Annotated in this window: 12 protein-coding genes; 10 read left to right on the top strand and 2 right to left on the bottom strand. The window is 71.9% G+C overall.

The window, feature by feature from the left end:
* Positions 1-51 precede the first annotated feature (51 nt).
* From J2W21_RS06040 to J2W21_RS06030, 3 genes are all read left to right on the top strand, one after another.
* Positions 52-3,246 (top strand): efflux RND transporter permease subunit, encoded by a 3,195-nt coding sequence (locus tag J2W21_RS06040; protein ID WP_307113609.1) that lies wholly within the window; start codon positions 52-54, stop codon positions 3,244-3,246.
* A 106-nt stretch (positions 3,247-3,352) separates the two neighbouring features.
* On the top strand, positions 3,353-4,471 hold the full coding sequence (locus tag J2W21_RS06035; RefSeq protein WP_307113608.1) for a CE1758 family FMN-dependent luciferase-like monooxygenase: 1,119 nt from the start codon (positions 3,353-3,355) through the stop codon (positions 4,469-4,471).
* Positions 4,468-4,950 (top strand): MarR family winged helix-turn-helix transcriptional regulator, encoded by a 483-nt coding sequence (locus tag J2W21_RS06030; RefSeq protein ID WP_307113607.1) that lies wholly within the window; start codon positions 4,468-4,470, stop codon positions 4,948-4,950. Before J2W21_RS06035 ends, J2W21_RS06030 begins: the two co-directional genes overlap by 4 nt.
* 23 nt (positions 4,951-4,973) lie before the next feature.
* Here J2W21_RS06030 and J2W21_RS06025 read toward each other — a convergent pair whose 3' ends face one another.
* Positions 4,974-5,777, bottom strand: coding sequence for a transglutaminase-like domain-containing protein (locus tag J2W21_RS06025; protein ID WP_307113606.1), 804 nt, complete (start codon positions 5,775-5,777; stop codon positions 4,974-4,976).
* A gap of 15 nt (positions 5,778-5,792) precedes the next feature.
* Positions 5,793-6,695 (bottom strand): hypothetical protein, encoded by a 903-nt coding sequence (locus J2W21_RS06020; RefSeq protein ID WP_307113605.1) that lies wholly within the window; start codon positions 6,693-6,695, stop codon positions 5,793-5,795.
* 41 nt (positions 6,696-6,736) lie between these two features.
* Here J2W21_RS06020 and J2W21_RS06015 point away from each other — a divergent pair, with 41 nt between their 5' ends.
* From J2W21_RS06015 to J2W21_RS05985, 7 genes are all read left to right on the top strand, one after another.
* The gene (locus tag J2W21_RS06015; RefSeq protein WP_307113604.1) at positions 6,737-7,429 is read left to right on the top strand and encodes a DUF1684 domain-containing protein; all 693 of its coding nucleotides are present in this window, start codon (positions 6,737-6,739) and stop codon (positions 7,427-7,429) included.
* Positions 7,430-7,530: 101 nt separating this feature from the next.
* Positions 7,531-8,250: a FadR/GntR family transcriptional regulator gene (locus J2W21_RS06010; RefSeq protein ID WP_307113603.1), complete on the top strand. Its 720-nt coding sequence runs from the start codon at positions 7,531-7,533 to the stop codon at positions 8,248-8,250.
* A gap of 89 nt (positions 8,251-8,339) precedes the next feature.
* The gene (locus J2W21_RS06005; protein WP_307113602.1) at positions 8,340-9,389 is read left to right on the top strand and encodes an asparaginase; all 1,050 of its coding nucleotides are present in this window, start codon (positions 8,340-8,342) and stop codon (positions 9,387-9,389) included.
* Positions 9,390-9,468: 79 nt separating this feature from the next.
* A complete protein-coding gene (gene aspA / locus J2W21_RS06000) occupies positions 9,469-10,956 on the top strand; it encodes an aspartate ammonia-lyase (RefSeq protein ID WP_307113601.1) in 1,488 nt (495 codons plus the stop codon).
* Between the two features lie 87 nt (positions 10,957-11,043).
* Positions 11,044-12,570, top strand: a complete 1,527-nt coding sequence (locus J2W21_RS05995; protein ID WP_307113600.1) for an amino acid permease — start codon at positions 11,044-11,046, stop codon at positions 12,568-12,570.
* A gap of 214 nt (positions 12,571-12,784) precedes the next feature.
* Positions 12,785-13,342 (top strand): GtrA family protein, encoded by a 558-nt coding sequence (locus tag J2W21_RS05990; RefSeq protein WP_307113599.1) that lies wholly within the window; start codon positions 12,785-12,787, stop codon positions 13,340-13,342.
* Between the two features lie 70 nt (positions 13,343-13,412).
* Positions 13,413-14,918 (top strand): HNH endonuclease signature motif containing protein, encoded by a 1,506-nt coding sequence (locus J2W21_RS05985; RefSeq protein ID WP_307113598.1) that lies wholly within the window; start codon positions 13,413-13,415, stop codon positions 14,916-14,918.
* Positions 14,919-14,947: the final 29 nt, after the last annotated feature.

Below are 14,947 nucleotides of genomic sequence, written 5' to 3'. Positions count from 1 at the left end.
ACTCCCGGCCACCGTCCGCGGAACGGCCGCCCTCACGTGAAAGGGCCACCGATGTTCCGGCTCGCCCGCCTGTCCATGGCGAACAGGGCGCTCATCGCGCTCATCATGGTCTTCGCCTCGGTCTTCGGGGTCATCACGGCGACGAGCCTCAAACAGGAGCTCATCCCCTCCATCGAGTTCCCCCAGCTCACTGTCGTCACCTCGATGCCCGGCGCCTCGCCAGACGTCGTGGACAAGCAGATCGGCCAGCCCCTGGAGAAGTCGCTCCAGGCCGTCGAGGGACTCGAGAGCAGCGCTTCGACCTCCCGCACCGGGGTATCGACGATCAGGCTCTCGTTCCAGTACGGAACCAACCTCGACCGCGCGCGGAACCAGATCGACCGGGCCATCTCCAACGTCAAGTCCCAGCTGCCCGCCGACGCCTCCCCCAACACGCTCGCCGGCAGCATCAGCGACTTCCCGATCGTCTTCATCGCCGCCTCCTCGGACAAGCCGCTCAGCCAGCTGGACGCCCAGCTCATCCAGCAGGCCGTTCCGAAGCTCACGAAGATCGACGGCGTGCGCAGCGTGGACGTGACCGGAGGCGCCACACAGCACCTCCAGATCCAGCCGGACCCGGCCGCCATGGCGGGCCGCGGCGTCGACATCGGCTCGATCCGCACGGCCCTGCAGAACAACGGCGCGCTCGTGCCGATCGGGACCGTCACGGACCAGGGGAAGTCACTCTCGCTCCAGGCCGGCAGCCCAGTCGACTCCACGGACGCGGTCAAGTCGCTGCCGCTCACGGGAGCCAAGCAGCCCACCACGGTCGGCGACGTCGCCGCCGTGACGATCGAGGACGATGCCGCGACGTCGATCACCCGGACTGACGGCAAGCCGACCCTCGCCCTGTCCGTGACGAAGAAGCCCGAGGGTGACACAGTCGCCATCTCGCACGCCGTCCGGGACGCACTCCCCCAGCTGGCCTCGGACCTCGGCTCGAACGCGAAGCTCACCACGGTATTCGACCAGGCACCGTTCATCGAGAAGTCCATCCGCGACCTCACCACCGAGGGAGCGCTCGGCCTCGGCTTCGCGGTCCTGACGATCCTCGTGTTCCTGCTCTCGGTCCGATCGACCCTCGTCACGGCGGTCTCGATCCCGCTCTCACTCCTCATCACGTTCATCGGGCTGTTCGCCGCGGGCTACTCGCTGAACATCCTCACGCTCGGCGCTCTCACGATCGCGATCGGGCGCGTCGTGGACGACTCGATCGTGGTCATCGAGAACATCAAGAGGCACCTGAGCTACGGCGAGGAGAAGACGACGGCGATCCTCAACGCGGTGCGCGAAGTCGCCGCCGCGGTGACAGCCTCCACCCTCACGACCGTGGCGGTATTCCTGCCGATTGCGTTCGTGGGGAACCTCGCCGGAGAGCTGTTCCGGCCGTTCGCGCTCACCGTCACGATGGCGCTGCTCGCCTCGCTCGTCGTCGCCCTCACGATCGTGCCCGTGCTCGCGTACTGGTTCCTCGGCCACAGGCCCACCGGGGCGGCGAACCGGGCCGAGGTCGAGGCCGAAGCCCACGAGAAGGAGCGCCGCAGCCCGCTCCAGCGGGGCTACCTGCCGATCCTCCGCAGCACCCAGAAGCACCCGGCCATCACCCTCGTGGCTGGAGCGCTCATCCTCGTCGGCACATTCGCCCTCGCGCCGCTCCTGCCCACCAACCTGCTCGGGAACACGGGCCAGAACAACTTCACCGTCACGCAGAAGCTCGCCCCGGGCACGAGCCTGGACGCGACGAGTGCGGCGGCGGCCAAGGTCGAGGACGTGCTCAAGGACGTGGACGGCGTCCAGACCGTCCAGGTGACGATCGGCAACTCGACCACCGGCTTCAGCGCGTTCCTCTCCTCGGGCGCCTCGAACGCCACCTTCACCGTCATCACCGACGAGTCGAAGGACCAGGCGGCGCTCCAGCAGCAGGTGCGCGACGCCGTCGGCCGCCTCTCCGGGGTCGGGACCGTCTCCGTGGGGAGCCAGCAGAGCGGATTCGGCACGGCGTCGACCGTCGACGTGACCGTCAAGGCGCCCGACTCGGCCTCGCTGGCGAAGGCCAATGACGCAGTGGTCGCGGCGCTCAAGGACGTCCCCGGCGCGACGGACGTGGCGAGCAACCTCGCGGCGGCCCAGCCTGTGGTCCAGGTCAAGGTGGACCGTGCGAAGGCTGCCGCCGCTGGGCTGAACGAGCAGCAGGTCAGCACCGCGCTGGCCTCGACGGTGAGCCCGATCCCGGCCGGAACCGTGCGCATCGACACGACCGACTACCCGGTGCGGATCGGCAAGGGCACGCAGTTCCAGAGCATCGGGGCCGTCCGGGCCATCCCGATCCCCGGCGCGCCGGGCGGCCTCACGCTGGGGCAGATCGCCTCCGTGGCGGCCGTGGACGTCCCGGTGACGGTCACCAGCACCGCGGGGCAGCGCACCGCGACGGTCTCCGTGACGCCCGGCGACGCGAACCTCGGCTCGGTGAGCGGCGAGGTCACCAAGCGCGTGGCCGCACTTGAGCTCGACGGCGGGGCGACGGCGTCCGTGGGCGGTGCTGCGAGCCAGCAGGCGCAGTCCTTCCAGCAGCTCGGGCTCGCGCTGCTCGCCGCCATCGCGATCGTGTACGTGATCATGGTCGCGGCGTTCAAGAGCCTGCTCCAGCCGCTCGTGCTCCTGGTGTCGGTGCCGTTCGCGGCGACCGGGGCGATCCTGCTGCTCCTCGCGACCCGGATCCCCCTCGGACTGCCCTCCCTCATCGGCCTGCTCATGCTCGTGGGCATCGTCGTGACGAACGCCATCGTGCTGATCGACCTCATCAACCAGTACCGGAGGCCTGCGCCCGGCCGCGGGGCCCTGCCCCTCGCGGAGGCGATCGAGCAGGGCGCGCGCCAGCGCCTCCGCCCGATCCTCATGACGGCGCTCGCGACCATCTTCGCCCTCACGCCCATGGCCCTTGGCCTCACGGGCGGCGGCGGGTTCATCGCCCAGCCGCTCGCCGTCGTCGTGATCGGCGGCCTCGTCTCCTCCACCGCGCTCACCCTCGTGCTGGTCCCGGTCCTGTACCGGCTCGTCGAGGGCGGCCTCGAGCGCCGGAGGCTGCTGCGCGACCTCACGCGCACGCCCGTGGCCGAGGCGGCCGACGAGGACGGCGCCGAGCCCGAGGGCGACTGGACCACCGGGGCCGTGCCGCGGGTCAGCGGACGCCGCGCCGCGAAGGACTGACTCCGCCGCCCCCGGGAATGTCCGGCGGCGGTCCGCCGTTGAGATAGATGCAAATGCATTGATCTAGCCGGGCGGCCGCCGCCCGGGCCCGATGAAAGGTCGTTTCATGCAGTTCGGCATCTTCAGCGTCGGCGACGTCACCCTCGACCCCACGACGGGCCACCTGCCCACCGAAGGCGAGCGGATCCAGGCGATCGTCACGATTGCCAAGCACGCCGAGGAGGTGGGCCTCGACGTCTTCGCCACCGGCGAGCACCACAACCCGCCGTTCTACCCGAGCTCCCCCACGACCCTGTTGGCCTACATCGGCGCGCAGACCGAGAAGCTCATCCTCTCCACCACCACGACGCTCATCACCACCAACGACCCGGTGAAGATCGCCGAGGACTTCGGCATGCTCCAGCACCTCGTGGGCGGCCGGACGGACCTCGTGCTCGGGCGCGGCAACACGGCCCCGGTCTATCCCTGGTTCGGCAAGAACCCCCAGGACGCCCTCGAGCTCACGATCGAGAACTACGCGCTCCTGCGCCGCCTCTGGGACGAGGAAGTGGTCACCTGGAGCGGCAAGTTCCGCACCCCGCTGAACGGCTTCACGGTCACGCCGCGACCCCTCGACGGCGTCGCCCCCTTCGTGTGGCACGGATCGATCCGCACCCCTCAGATCGCGGAGCTCGCCGCGTACTACGGCGACGGGTTCTTCGCCAACAACATCTTCTGGCCGAAGGAGCACTACATCCGGCTCATCAACCTCTACCGGGAGCGATTCGAGCACTACGGGCACGGCAAGGCGCACCAGGCGACCGTGGGCCTGGGCGGGCAGTTCTTCATCCGGCCCAACTCCCAGGACGCCAAGCGCGAGTTCCGGCCCTACTTCGACAACGCCCCGGTATACGGCCACGGCCCCTCCATGGAGGACTTCACCGCCCAGACGCCGCTGACGGTGGGCAGCCCGGCCGAGTTCGTCGAGAAGACCCTCGCCTTCCGCGACTACTTCGGCGACTACCAGCGGCAGCTGTTCCTCGTGGACCACGCCGGCCTGCCGCTCAAGACCGTCCTCGAGCAGCTCGACCTGCTCGGCGAGGTGCTCCCGGAGCTCCGGGCCGGCTTCGCGGAGGGACGCCCCGCGGATGTCCCCGAGGCGCCGATGCATGCCGCGCGCGTGGCTGCACGCCGCGCCGAGGAGGCCGCTGCCGGTGAGGCCGTGGCCCAGGCCGCGGCCCAATGACGGCCGAGGGTCCGGTGCCCCACGCGGCGCCGTCGGTCCGGGAGGTCTCCGAGGCATGGGAGTCGCTCTTCCGCGCGCAGGTCGCCGTGATGCGGCGGCTCCAGCGCGACCCGGCGTTCCGCACGCTCGGCATCAACAGCTACGACGTGCTCTTCACCCTGAGCGGATGCGAGGGACGCGGGCTCCGGCTCAACGAGCTCAACGACCATGTCCTGCTCGCGCAGTCCAGCCTGTCCAGGCTCGTGGAGCGGCTCGAGCGGCAGGGGCTCGTGGCGAGGGAGAGCACCCCGGCGGACGGCCGCGGCGTCGTCGTCCGCCTCACCGAGGAGGGGGCGCGCGTCCAGCGGGAGGTGGGCCGCGCCCACGTGCGGGAGATCAACCGCATCATGGGCGGCGCGCTCGACGCCGGCGACCTCGCCTCGCTGCGCGACCTCACCACGCGGCTGCGCGAGCACGTCGTGGCGGACCACCCGCTCTGACCCCGCCGGCGGCGCCCGCGGGTTCAGCCGAGGGCCACGAGCGCCGCGGGATCCTCGGCGGGGAGGTCGGCGGCCTCGGCCGTCACGGTCAGCTGCTTGAGCGTGAGCCGTCCGCCGACCGTGGAGAGGAAGGCCGTGTCCGAGGAGTCCCGTCCGGCCGTGATGCGCAGCATCGAGGCCCGCGGTGCCAGCCCGGTGGGGTCGAGCACGTGCCACGCGCCGTCCACGAACGCCTCGGCGACGGCATGGAAGTCCATGGGCCGCAGGCCCGGCGCGTAGACGGCGGCGAGCCGGGCCGGAATGTCCTTGGCCCGCAGGAGTGCGATGGCCAGGTGCGCGAAGTCCCGGCAGACGCCGCGGCGGTGCAGGAGGGTCTCGACGGCCCCGTCGGTCCCCCGCGAGGATCCGCTGACGTAGGCGAGCTGGGCGTTGACCCAGTCCCGCACGGCCTGGACGAGCTCGAGTCCGCCGAGCTGGCCGAAGTGGGCGTACGAGGTGGGCAGGAGGCGGTCGCTCTCCGCGTAGCGGCTGGGCCTCACATAGCGGATGAGCTCCATCTCGTCGACGGGGCCCGCCGCGCCGGTCCCCTCGACGGCCGCCCGGTAGGAGACCTCGACCTCAGTGGGCTCCGCGAGCTCGAGGACGTGGAAGCGGCCGCCGTGGCCGTCGAGGAGCTCGCGCGGTTCCACCCTCTGGTCGCCGGCAGTCACCACGAGCTCCTCCTCGAACGAGGTGTACCCGGGGACGCGGGCCACGGCGATGGCCATGGCCAGCTTGGTGTGCGGCGCGGTCGTGAACTTCAGGTGGGCACCGACGGTGCGCTGCATGGGGCTCCAGGAGGGCTAGTTCTGCGTGAAGGCCAGCGACATGATCATGCGCTGCGCGTCGGCGAAGTCGCCCGAGTCGCGGACATAGGCCGACGCCTGAGCAAGGGTATCGAATGACGACAGCGGCGCAACCTGGGCCTGCGGCGAGGGCGGGACGACCTCGACGGAGTCCGCGAACGAGTAGCCGCCGATCCCAGCGGGCCCCGGGACGATGTTGACGAGTCTGCACGCCTTGCCGTCCTGGGCGGAGGTCGCGAGCGCGGTGAGCCCGAACGACCCGAAGTACTTGTAGCCCTGGATCACCCGGAACACGAAGCGCGGGGTGATGACGCCCGGGCCGTCCGCGAACGGCACCGTGACCGGGACGCTGTTCAGGACGGAATAGGGCTTGGCCTGCGCCGCGTCGCACGGCGCAGAGGTGGGGACGGGCAGGCCGGTCTGGAGTGCCGCGACGAAAGTGCCGTCCGCCTTCTTGACCTCGATGTGCAGCGAGCCCGGCGCGGCGCCGGCGGCGGGCCCGGTGCTCTGGACGATCCAGTCGGCGGGCAGCTCGAACCTGACCTTCTTCGCCGGGTCCGTGTACGTCTTCCACGTGGCGCTCGTGGCCCCGGGCGAGGGCGTGCCGGCCCCGCTGGCCGTACCGCTCTGCGTCGGACCGCCCGCGCTCGGGCCTCCGGCGCTGGGACCGCCGGGCGCGGCGGACGCCGTCCCTGCGCTCGGCACCCCCGTCCAGACCGGCGCGTTGGAGCCGGCGCCGCAGCCGGCAACGAGCATGGCGGCGGCGAGCACCGCGGCTGCGCGGAGCGCCCAGGCGGTGCGGCGCGCGCGGGCGGTGCGGCGCATACCGACAGCGCCGCGCCCGCGGTGGACGGCCTGCGGGGACTTGCGCGGCGGCTCGGTGCTGCTGGCGGCGACCATGGTCCAACCCTAGCGAAGGGCCCTTCCCGTAGGCTGTCGCCATGCCCGATGAGCAGCATCCCTTCGGCCCACAGGACGATCCGGCGGCTGCCCGGCCCGCCACCGCCCCGCTCCCCCACCAGGTGGCCGACTGGCGCCTTCGCGTCTTCTCGCTGTACGAGCGCGTCCGCGCAACGGCGCCCCGGGAGGGGCACGAGCTGTGGCGGCTCGGGCGCGACGACCTGTTCGCCACGCACCCCGCCTCGCCTCTGCCGCCCCGCGACCGTGTGCGCTTCCGCGGGCTGCCCGTCGCCCCGTATGACCCTGCCTATCGCTTCGAGGTTCCGCTCGCGCCCGAGGGGGCCGGGCAGGAGCGGCGCGTCGCCACCGGAACCGACGGCGTGGTGGCCTTCGTCCGGATCGGCACCTTCGAATTGCCCGGCCTCGGAAGCCTCGCCGCCTGGGAGCACGCCGGATACGGAGGCGGGCTGTTCGTGCCGTTCCGCGATGCGACAGCGGGCCGCCCGGGCGGCTCCTACGGCGCCGGCCGGTACCTCCTCGACTCGATCAAGGGCGCCTTCCTCGGCGCCGGCCCCGGCGACGTGGCCGACGGCGCGAGGTATGTCCTGGACTTCAACTTCGCCTACAACCCGAGCTGTGCGTACGACGAGGCGTGGGCGTGCCCGCTCCCCGGCCCGGAGAACCGCCTGACGGCAGACGTCCCGGTCGGAGAGCGCGCCCCGCGGGGAGCATGACGACGTCGCGGGGGCGACTCCCGGGCGGCGGCACCCTAGCATCGACTGTCGGCCCTCCCGCTGTTTGACACCCCGCTGTGACGTCTGCCATAGTGGTCGCCGTGAACCTGTCAGACAGCCTTACACGCGGACAGCAGGACAGCGCAACGTCGCGCCGCCCCCTCGTCCGCGTGAGCGCCGCGGAGGCTGTCCTCGCAGACCTGCGCTCCGAGATCGAAGCGGGGTCTGTCCCCGTGGGCGGGAAGCTGCCCTCGGAGGCCGCCCTCGCCGCGCGCTACGGCGTCAGCCGGTCCGTGGTGCGCGAGGCACTCCGCTCGTGCGCAGCTCTCGGGCTCACCCAGACGCACACCGGCAAGGGGACCTTCGTCGTCTCCGCGCGGGCCACCGGAGACCTCGTGCTGGGGCGCTACTCGGCCCGGGACCTCACGGAGGCCCGCCCCCACGTGGAGGTGCCCGCCGCCGGGCTCGCCGCGCTGCGGCGCACCGACGAGGACCTCGCGACGCTCAAGGGCATCGTTGCCGAGACCGCCGCCGAGGACGACCCGGCTGCCCGCGTTGCCCTCGAGGCCGTCTTCCACGGCACCATCGCCAAGGCGAGCGGGAACCGCGTCTTCGAGGACGTCCTCTCCGACCTGCGGGAGGCCCTGGCCCACCAGTCCGAGACCCTCAACCTCCTCGCCGACCGCCAGGCCGCCTCCGACCGCGAGCACGAGGAGATCCTCGAGGCGATCGAAGCCGGCTCCGCCGAACGCGCCGAGGCCGCGATGGCCAGGCACCTCGCTGCGGTCGACGAAGCCGTCGAGCGGCTCGGCCAGCGGTGATGGGCACGCCCGCCGCAGGCCCGACCGGCCCCGCCCGCTCCTGACAGTCCCATCCGCACGGTCCCATCCACCCCGAACCCTAGCGAGCCATGACCTCCTCTGCCCCCTCCTCCACGCACAGCTCCGCAGCGTCCGCCGGTGCGGCCGCGCTTCCCGCCCATGTGCCCCTCGCCGTCCAGCTCCGCGGCGGGGCGGTGGAGGGCGTGCACTACGGCACGGTCGCTGCCACGGACGCCGAGGGCGCGCTACTCTGGGGTGCGGGCAGCCCCGAGGCCCCGTTCTTCCCCCGTTCGGCGCTCAAGCCGCTCCAGGCCGTGGCCCTGGTCCGCGCCGGCCTCTCCCTGCCGGCCGAACTGCTGGCCCTCGCGGCCGCAAGCCATTCCGGCGGCCCCGCCCACCGCGAGGGCACCCGGCGGATCCTCTCGCTCCATGGCCTCGATGAGGCAGTGCTCGCAAACACGACTGACCTGCCCTACGGGGTCCGCGAGCGCGAGGAGTGGATCGCCACGGGCGGCCACGCGGACCGCGTCTGCCAGAACTGCTCAGGAAAGCACGCCGCCATGGCCGCCGTGTGCACCCTCAACGACTGGCCGACCGCCGGCTACCTCGCCCCGACGCATCCCCTCCAGCGACTCGTCGCCGAGACCGTGGCCGAGCTGACGGGCGAGGAGCCCGCAGGCTGGACCACCGACGGCTGCGGCACCCCGCTGCCGGCGCTCAGCCTGATCGGCATGGCCCGCGCCTACGGCAGGATCGCCCGCGCCGCCGCAGAGGGCAGCGGCAGCCCGGAGGCCGCCGTCGGGCGCGCCATGAGCCTCCACCCCGAGATGGTCGCGGGCGACGGCAGGGACGTCACCGCCTTCATGCGGGCGGTGCCGGGCGCCGTCGCCAAGGACGGCTTCGAGGGCGTCCAGCTCGTGGGCCTGCCCGACGGCCGCGCCGTGGGCGTCAAGGTCTCCGACGGCGGCGACCGGGCCCGCATGCCGATCGCCGTGCGCTCCCTGGCCGCACTTGGGCTCCCCGAGGCGGGCGAGGGCGGCCCGCTCGCGGCCCTCGCGACGCAGCCCGTCCTCGGCGGGGGCCGTGCCGTCGGCGTGCTCACCGCGCTCGACGGCGCCCTCCCGCCCGCCGCCGTCTAGGTCGCCGCGGCGCCCCACGCCGCCCAGCCAGCCACCCCACCTGCTCCACCAGACCCCGCCACGCCAGAAAGGCACCACCATGGCCTCCCCCACCACCGCCGCAGAAGACGCCGCAGTCGCACGCGACGACCAGTCGGGATCCACCGGCACAGAGCTCGGCGCAGACGTGCCCGAGGGCTACCGCTCCGAGCACGACCTCCTGGGCGACCGGCTCGTCCCCGACCAGGCGTACTGGGGCGTGCACACCCTCCGGGCCGTGGAGAACTTCCCCATCACGGGCCGCCGCCTCTCCACCAACCCCCACCTCGTACGGGGGCTCGCCGCAGTCAAGCTCGCCGCCGCCCGGGCCAACCGCGAACTCGGCCTGCTCGACGGCGAGCGGTCCGACGCGATCGAGGGCGCCTGCCAGGAGATCCTCGGCGGCAGTCTCCTCGACGAATTCGTCGTCGACGTCATCCAGGGCGGCGCCGGAACGTCGTCGAACATGAACGCCAACGAGGTCATCGCCAACCGCGCCCTCGAGATCCTCGGACGGCGCAAGGGCGACTACGCGGCCGTGCACCCCAACGACCACGTCAACCTCAGCCAGTCGACCAACGACGTCTACCCCACCGCGGTGCGCGTCGCGACCGTGTTCGGCATCGAGGACCTCCTCGCGGCCCTCGTGGCGCTCGAGGACGCGTTCGCCGCGAAGGCGAGCGAGTTCCGCACGGTCGTGAAGATGGGGCGCACGCAGCTGCAGGATGCGGTCCCCATGACCCTGGGCCAGGAGTTCGGCACCTACGCCGTCACCATCGGCGAGGACCGCGAGCGGCTGCGCGAGGCCTCCGGCCTCATCCACGAGATCAACCTCGGGGCCACGGCCATCGGCACCGGCCTCAACGCGCCCGCAGGCTACGCCGAGACCGCCTGCCGGCACCTCGGCGAGGTCACGGGGCTTCCGCTCGTGACCGCCGTCGACCTCATCGAGGCCACCCAGGACATGGGCGCGTTCGTCCACCTCTCCGGCGTGCTCAAGCGGGTCGCGGTCAAGCTCTCCAAGATCTGCAACGATCTCCGCCTTCTCGCCTCCGGCCCGCGAGCCGGGCTCGCGGAGATCAACCTTCCGGCGGTACAGTCGGGGTCCTCGATCATGCCCGGCAAGATCAACCCCGTCATCCCGGAGGTGGTCAACCAGGTCGCGTTCGAGGTGATCGGCAACGACGTCACCATCACGATGGCGGCCGAGGGCGGGCAGCTGCAGCTCAACGCGTTCGAGCCGATCATCGTGCACAGCCTGCATGAGAGCATCACGCACCTCACAGCCGCGTGCCATACACTCGCCGAGCGGTGCGTGGACGGGATCACCGCGAACGTCGAGCGGCTGCGCAGCACCGTCGAGCATTCGATCGGCCTCGTCACCGCGCTGAACCCGTATCTCGGGTACGCTCAGGCGACTGCCATCGCCCAGGAGGCGCTCGCGAGCGGGCGCGGCGTCGCCGAGCTCGTCCTTGAGCGCGGCCTCCTCACGGCGGACCGCCTCGACGAGCTCCTCCGTCCGGAGAGGCTCGCCAACCTCGGCGCCTGACGGCGCCCCTCTGCCCCCACCTTCCTCCAAAGCTCCCCTCGCACCCTTTCCCACCCCGGAACGTCCCCCTGACACCGAAAGGGACCCATGTCCTCCTCACGCCCCCAGCCTCCGAGCAGCGCCGAAGTCGCCGACCATCTCGAGGACCACGGCCACGCCCATGCGGCTGACCATGTGATCCACGCCGAAGATGCCGGCTACCACAAGGGCCTCAAGGCGCGCCAGATCCAGATGATCGCCATCGGCGGCGCCATCGGCACCGGCCTGTTCCTGGGCGCCGGCGGCCGGCTCGCCGCAGCCGGTCCCTCGCTCGTGTTCGCGTACGCGATCTGCGGCGCCTTCGTCTTCCTCATCCTCCGGGCGCTCGGCGAGCTCGTGCTCCACCGGCCCTCGTCCGGCTCGTTCGTCTCCTACGCCCGCGAGTTCTTCGGCGAGAAGGCCGCGTACATCTCCGGCTGGTTCTACTGGATCAACTGGGCCATGACCACGATCGTGGACACCACCGCTGCCGCCCTCTACATGCACTTCTTCGGCAAATACGTGCCGTGGATCTCGGCCGTGCCCCAGTGGGCCTGGGCCCTGATCGCCCTCGTGCTCGTGCTGACCCTGAACCTGGTCTCGGTGAAGGTGTTCGGCGAGATGGAGTTCTGGTTCGCGCTGATCAAGGTCGCGGCGCTGCTCGCGTTCCTCGCCCTCGGCATCTACTTCGTCCTCTTCGGCACCCCCACCGGTGCCACCACCGGGTTCTCCCTCATCTCGGACCACGGCGGCATCTTCCCCATGGGCCTCGCCCCGATGATCCTGCTGATGCAGGGCGTCGTGTTCGCCTACGCCTCGGTCGAGCTCGTCGGCACCGCGGCCGGCGAGACCCAGAACCCGGAGAAGATCATGCCCCGGGCCATCAACTCGGTCGTCGTCCGCATCGCCGTCTTCTACGTCGGCTCCGTGGTCCTGCTCTCCCTCCTGCTGCCCTACACGGCGTACCAGAAGGGCGTGAGCCCCTTCGTGACCTTCTTCGGCTCCATCGGGGTCCAGGGCGTGGACGTGATCATGAACCTCGTGGTCCTCACCGCGGCCCTGTCCTCCCTCAACGCCGGCCTCTACTCCACCGGGCGCATCCTGCGCTCCATGGCCGCCGCCGGCTCCGCCCCGAAGTTCGCCCTGCGCATGAACAAGGCAGGCGTCCCCTACGGCGGCATCGCGATCACCGCGGTGGTCTCGCTCCTGGGCGTCCCGCTGAACTACCTCGTTCCCGCCGACGCCTTCGAGATCGTCCTCAACGTCGCCTCCGTCGGCATCATCTCCACCTGGTTCACGATCGTGGTCTGCCAGATGCAGCTCCACCGCTGGGCCAAGAAGGGCTGGACGGAACGCCCCGCCTTCCGGATGCCGGGCGCCCCGTACACCGGCTACATCACGCTCGTGTTCCTCGTCGCCGTCTTCATCATGGTGCTCGCAGACTCGCCCTGGACCCTCCTCGCGACCGCCGTGGCCTGCGTCCTCATGGTCATCGGCTGGTACGCCTCGCGGGAGCGGATCCACGAGATCGCCGCAGCACGGGACGGCTTCACCGGCGCAGCCCCCGTGGTCGCCAACCGGACCCGGCGGGACTAGCCGGTCCCGCGCCACGAGGGGACGGCCGACGACGGCGCCGCACCGCGCCGTCGTCGGCCTGCCTTGAGGGGCGGCCCGCCTCGGGGGCGCCCTGCCCTCCCAGGGGGGCCTGGCCTCCCAGTGGGGCCCGGCCTCGATGACGGCAGGCCGCGAGTGGCAATGGTCACATTGACGGCACAGCACAGCCACAGGGCCGCGTGAAAGGGTGAAGGGCATGGAGAACCCGCAGACCCCGCCCGAGGCCGCTGCGGACCCCTCGTCCCCGGCACGCGCCCGGGGCCTGCGCGGAGCGGCCCGGGGCGTGCTGCCCGCGTCGCCCGGGAAGCTGCCGTTCCTGCGGGGCGGCTGGTCGCTGCGGGAGGGCTGGCGCGTGCCCGTGGTCCGCCAGCTCACGCGCTTCACCGGGGTCGGCATCGTCTGCACGCTGAGCTCGCTCGCGCTGTACGCGCTGTGCCGGCCGTGGCTCGGGGCGCAGACCGCGAACGCGGTGGCCCTCATCATCACCTCGGTGATGAACACGTCGCTGAACCGGCGCTTCACCTTCAGGGTGCGCGGCACGGCGAAGCTCGCCCAGGACCACCTCAACGGCCTCGTGGCCCTCGCCGTCGCCCTGCTGCTGACGGCGGGCAGCCTCGAGGGACTGCATTGGGTGCAGCCCTCGGCCGACGTCGCGGCGGAGCTCTGGACGACGACGATCGCCGGGTGGGTCGCGACCGCCGTCCGCTTCAGCCTCCTGCGCCATTGGATCTTCCGCCGCGCACGCAACGCCTGAGGTGCGCCGGCCGAGCGGACCGGATCTGCGCGCAGCGAGAACTGTCGGACCCCTCTTCTACAGTGAAGCTATGGCATGGGAAGACAGCTTCGACTGCTTCGCCGACGATCCCCCGGTCGGCGAACCGCCCGTGCCTCCTTCGTGGCTCTTGGCGCTGTGGGAGGACGATGACCGGAGGGAGCGTGCCACCGCTCCTGGGGCCGCCGCCGCAGCACAGCTCGAGCGAGCGGACCGGCTCGTGGACGCCCTCAAGGAGCTCGATGCGCGCGAGGCGCAGATGGCCGCCGAGCGGAGCCGCATGCTCGCTGCCCTCACGGTCGCGGTGGGCGGGGCCTCATCGGATCCGGTGCGCCGCGCCGATGCCCCGGGCATTGCCGCCTCCGAGGTGGCGGCCGCGCTGAAGATCCCGCAACGGAGCGCCCATGCCCAGGTCGCCGAGGCCCTCGAGCTCACGGCGGAGCCATGGAGCGGCGTCCTCGATGCCATGGAGGCGGGACGTCTCCCGCATCGACGCGCCATGGCGATCGTCGAGGCAGCGCTGCCCGTCCCTGCAGAGAGGGTTGCGGCCTTCGCTGCCCGGGCCCTCGCCCACGCCTGCCCCGAGGACCCGGACCTGATCCCATCGCAGGGCGCGCTGCGGCGGAAGCTGCGCCGGCTCGTGGAGGAGTACGCCGCGGAGCCGCTCGCGGTCCGCAAGCGCGAAGCGGCAGCGCGACGGCGCGTCGACCTGGAACCGGCCCCGGACGGCATGTGCTGGCTGACGGCCTATCTCCCGCTCGAGGCCGGCGCGGCGATCGACACACGGCTTGAGGCGCTCGCCCGTTCGCTGCAGGCACCGAGCGAGTCGCGCGGCATCAGCCAGCTCCGCCTCGACGTCTTCACGGACCTGCTCACCGGCCCAGCGGACCTGCTCACCGGCCCAGGAGGGGCCCCTCGGATCCCACGAGGCTCGGGCACGACGAACGGTGCTCCCTCCTGCCTGCCCAACGGGACACGCACGGAACTCATCGTCACGGTCCCGGCGCGCACCCTGTGCGGCACCTCCGATGCCCCAGGCGAGATCATCGGATACGGCCCCATCGACGCTGACGCTGCGCGGCTCCTGGCTGCCGACGCGGCAAGCTGGAGCCGCATGTGGGTCGACCCCGTGGACGGCATGCCAGTCGCGCTGGGTCGTCGGCGCTACAAGCCCACCCTGGCCATGCGCCGCCAGCTCGGGGCACGCGATGCAACGTGCCGATTCCCCGGCTGCGACGTCCCCTCCGCCGCCGCCGAGGCAGACCACACGGCGGAATGGGCCAGCGGCGGAAGCACCGATGTGGACAACCTGGCCCTGCTGTGCCGGGAGCACCACCGCCTCAAGTCTCTGGGGTACTGGAAGCTCCGGCAGGTCGGGCCGCCCGTCCCGGCGCAACGGCATCGCACCACGGCCGCAAGAGCGGACCGCCACCCGCCCGAGCGCGGGGCTGACCGAACGGCCCCCGCCCACCGGCGGTCTGGGGTCCTGGAGTGGACCTCCCCGACCGGTCACCGGCACGTCAGCTACCCCGAACCCGATCCTCCGCCGCCGTTCTGATGGGCGCTGGGCCTGCGCTCACGGGGACC

The sequence above is a fragment of the Sinomonas atrocyanea genome (assembly GCF_030811715.1).
GTDB lineage: Bacteria > Actinomycetota > Actinomycetes > Actinomycetales > Micrococcaceae > Sinomonas > Sinomonas atrocyanea_A.
This window is presented reverse-complemented; position numbering and strand designations above follow the sequence as displayed.

Coding starts and splice junctions, on each gene's coding strand:
- J2W21_RS06040 (WP_307113609.1), top strand. CDS start 52: ATGTTCCGGCTCGCCCGCCTGTCCATGGCGAACAGGGCGCTCATCGCG.
- J2W21_RS06035 (WP_307113608.1), top strand. CDS start 3,353: ATGCAGTTCGGCATCTTCAGCGTCGGCGACGTCACCCTCGACCCCACG.
- J2W21_RS06030 (WP_307113607.1), top strand. CDS start 4,468: ATGACGGCCGAGGGTCCGGTGCCCCACGCGGCGCCGTCGGTCCGGGAG.
- J2W21_RS06025 (WP_307113606.1), bottom strand. CDS start 5,777: ATGCAGCGCACCGTCGGTGCCCACCTGAAGTTCACGACCGCGCCGCAC.
- J2W21_RS06020 (WP_307113605.1), bottom strand. CDS start 6,695: ATGGTCGCCGCCAGCAGCACCGAGCCGCCGCGCAAGTCCCCGCAGGCC.
- J2W21_RS06015 (WP_307113604.1), top strand. CDS start 6,737: ATGCCCGATGAGCAGCATCCCTTCGGCCCACAGGACGATCCGGCGGCT.
- J2W21_RS06005 (WP_307113602.1), top strand. CDS start 8,340: ATGACCTCCTCTGCCCCCTCCTCCACGCACAGCTCCGCAGCGTCCGCC.
- aspA (WP_307113601.1), top strand. CDS start 9,469: ATGGCCTCCCCCACCACCGCCGCAGAAGACGCCGCAGTCGCACGCGAC.
- J2W21_RS05995 (WP_307113600.1), top strand. CDS start 11,044: ATGTCCTCCTCACGCCCCCAGCCTCCGAGCAGCGCCGAAGTCGCCGAC.
- J2W21_RS05990 (WP_307113599.1), top strand. CDS start 12,785: ATGGAGAACCCGCAGACCCCGCCCGAGGCCGCTGCGGACCCCTCGTCC.
- J2W21_RS05985 (WP_307113598.1), top strand. CDS start 13,413: ATGGCATGGGAAGACAGCTTCGACTGCTTCGCCGACGATCCCCCGGTC.